General features: G+C 72.4%; 3 protein-coding genes and 1 pseudogene. 2 read left to right on the top strand and 2 right to left on the bottom strand.

Going from position 1 to position 2907, the window contains the following annotated elements; all coding sequences use genetic code 11:
- Window positions 1-172 precede the first annotated feature (172 nt).
- Window positions 173-1174: a UDP-glucose 4-epimerase GalE gene (gene galE, locus AB0O29_RS34805; RefSeq protein ID WP_365160131.1), complete on the top strand. Its 1002-nt coding sequence runs from the start codon at window positions 173-175 to the stop codon at window positions 1172-1174.
- Window positions 1175-1308: 134 nt separating this feature from the next.
- A complete protein-coding gene (locus AB0O29_RS34810; RefSeq protein WP_365160134.1) occupies window positions 1309-1854 on the top strand; it encodes a GNAT family N-acetyltransferase in 546 nt (181 codons plus the stop codon).
- Window positions 1855-2005: 151 nt separating this feature from the next.
- Here the strand turns inward: AB0O29_RS34810 and AB0O29_RS34815 are convergent, their stop codons facing one another.
- Both AB0O29_RS34815 and AB0O29_RS34820 read right to left on the bottom strand, forming a co-directional pair.
- On the bottom strand, window positions 2006-2296 hold the full coding sequence (locus AB0O29_RS34815; RefSeq protein ID WP_365160137.1) for a hypothetical protein: 291 nt from the start codon (window positions 2294-2296) through the stop codon (window positions 2006-2008).
- A gap of 167 nt (window positions 2297-2463) precedes the next feature.
- Window positions 2464-2907 (bottom strand): annotated as a pseudogene (locus AB0O29_RS34820) (pyridine nucleotide-disulfide oxidoreductase); the annotation flags it as partial.

A 2907-nucleotide genomic window follows, 5' to 3' on the forward strand; every position in this document is an offset into this window, starting at 1 on the left:
CCGCCGTCGCAGAGTTCGAGCACCAGGCAGCAGGGCTCCCCCTGCGGGTCGGGGGCTCCGCCGGCGCCGTCCGGTCCGGAGCGCTCGATCCCGATAGGGGAAGCGGGTTCCGTTACCCTCCGCATGACCTGGCGGTACGACCGCACCGACGAACCGAACGAGGACCAGAACCTTGAAGGTACTCATCGCAGGGGGCGCCGGCTTCATCGGCAGCACCATCGCCTCCGCCTGCACGGACCACGGCATCACCCCCGTCATCCTCGACAACCTCGCCACCGGCCGGCGCGAGTTCACCGAAGGCCGCGTCTTCTACGAGGGCGACATCAGCGACGGGCCCCTGATCGACCGGATCTTCAGCGAGCACCCCGACATCCGGACCGCCGTGGACTGCGCCGCCCTGATCGTCGTCCCCGACTCGGTCGCCAACCCGCTCGGCTACTACCGCGAGAACGTCTCGAAGGGCATCCAGTTCCTCGAACACCTCGTCCGCAACGACTGCCGGAACCTGCTGTTCAGCAGCTCGGCCTCCATCTACCGGGCCGACCCCTCCGACTTCTCCGTCGACGAGGAGTCACCCCTCGAAACGCTCAGCCCGTACGCCCGCACCAAGGCCACGTTCGAGACGATCCTGCGCGACATCGCCGCGGCCGGAACCCTCAACGTCATCTCGCTGCGCTACTTCAACCCGATCGGCGCCGACCCCGAGCTCCGCACCGGCCTCCAGATCCGCACCCCCACGCACGCCCTCGGCAAGATGATCGACGTGCACCACGCGGGCGAGCCGTTCACCATCACCGGCACCGACTACCCCACCCACGACGGCACCGGCATCCGCGACTACGTCCACGTCTGGGACCTGGCCGCCGCCCACGTCAGGGCCGTCGAACGGTTCGACGCCGTCACGCGGACCGCCCCCTACCACGTCATCAACCTGGGCACGGGCCGCGGGACGACCGTCCGCGAGCTCGTCACCGCCTTCGAAGCAGTCACCGGCTCCCCGCTGGCAGCCGTCGAGGCCGACCGCAGGCCCGGCGACACGGCGGGTGCCTACGCCCGCGTCGACCTCGCCCACGAGCTGCTCGGCTGGAAGGCGGAACACTCCGTCGAGGACGGGATCCGGGACTCCCTGCGCTGGTACGCCGCACGCGACACCGTGATCGGCGCAGCCGAGTAGCCCGTCCCGGCTCAAGACGGCTCCCGGCGCGCGGGTGTCGTGCCGTCGGGGTGCTCCGGCGGAAAAAGATGCGTGCGGCCGCCCCTCCGCCGGTTATCTTGCCTCGTCATGAACCGGCCGAGGAGGTCCCCAGCATGAGCAGCAGCACCCCGTCACCGTTGCCCGAGCGGATCGAGCTGTCGGGGGAGGGGCTCGTCCTGCGTGACTGGACGGAGGCGGACCTCGCCGCCATGCCGGCGCTGTTCGACCACCCGGACATCGCGTACTGGACGCCCATCGTCTCGCCCTTCGACGCCGAGGCGGCCCGCACCCGGCTGGTCCGGGATCGGGAACTGCGCCGCGAGGGGACGACCATCCTGCTCGCCATCACCGTCGACGGTGGCGCTCCGCTGGGCGAGATCATGCTGCGGCGGGCCCCCGAGGGCGCGGAGATCGGCTACGCGGTCGGTCCCGCGCACCGGGGGCGGGGGCTGGCGGCGCGGGCGGTGCGGGTGATGGCCGCGTACGCGTTCGAGGAGTGGGGCGTGGAGCAGGTGATCCTGGAACTGGAGGCGGAGAACGCCGCGAGCGCCGCCGTGGCCGGCAAGGCGGGCTTCACGCTGCTCGACGTCCCGCTGATCACCGGGGACGAGAAGGGACGCCCCTTCGTCCTGCAGACCTGGGGCCTGAACCGGCCCTGACCGTCGGCTCGGCTCGGCACGGCTCGGCTCGGCACGGCTCGGCACGGTCCGTCGGCCGGGGTCGCGGCCGCGCGCCACGTCCCCGCCGCGACGGTCCGACCCCGATCCGGGCCGCCTCAGTCTCAGCCTCACCTTCAGCCTCAGCCTCGGCTCAGTCGAAGCGGTGCTCGTCGGCGATGGCGATGAGCTGGACGTCCATCTCGTCCGCCTGCGCGCGCAGGATGCTCGCGACCGTGTGCATCGTGGCCTCGTCCAGCGGGGACGGGGCCGAATCGCCGTCCGCCGTCCAGGCGGATTCCCCGGAGCGTGCCTGTAGGTCGAACGTCCGCGCCATGTCCCGGAGCATCGCGGTGACGTCGCGCGCGGCCACGTAGAACTGTCCGTCGGCTCCGCGCCGTACGGGGGTCTCCGCGTCCGTGTGCCGCCAGACCATCTTCCTCACCCCACTGAGATCACGCCCCGCCAGGCGGTGCCTCTCTGCCCGGTCCCATCTTGCTCCCAACGGGTGCCGCCGGCGAAGGGATTCGGGGCATTCGGCGCGTCGGCACGCCGATGTCCACCCTTCCGTGCTCAACCCGTCCGGAGAGCCCGCCTCCGCACGGCGGCCCGTCACCCCGCCGTGCTCCCGACGAGGGCCCGCTCCCGTGCCGTCAGGGGCGGTCCGCTCAGCGGCGGGTACTGCGGGCCCCGTACGGCCCCCAGCAGAACGCGCGGCCGGACCAGGGTGGTCAGCGGGGCCTGGAGGGAGGTGACGTCCGAGAGGTCCTCCACCATGCTGAACCGTCCGCAGCTCGTCCTCACCAGCCGGTCCACATAGCGGGCCAGCACCCTGTCCCGCAGGCTCGGCCCGCCGCCCCGGACCTCCGGGTAGAACACGTCCTGCCCCATCGCCAGCTCCCAGGCCGCGTCGACCGGCTTCGCCATCGCCCGCTGTGCGCGCCGCGCGAGGCCCGGGGCCTCCACCCCGTGGGCCCCGGCCTCCCTCCGCAGGACCGCGGCCGTCTGCGCGGCGACCGACATGCCGTGCCCGTACAGGGCCAGTGCCCCCGCGAG

It is taken from the genome of Streptomyces sp. NPDC089915 (assembly GCF_040684675.1).
In the GTDB taxonomy this organism is placed as follows: Bacteria; Actinomycetota; Actinomycetes; order Streptomycetales; family Streptomycetaceae; genus Streptomyces.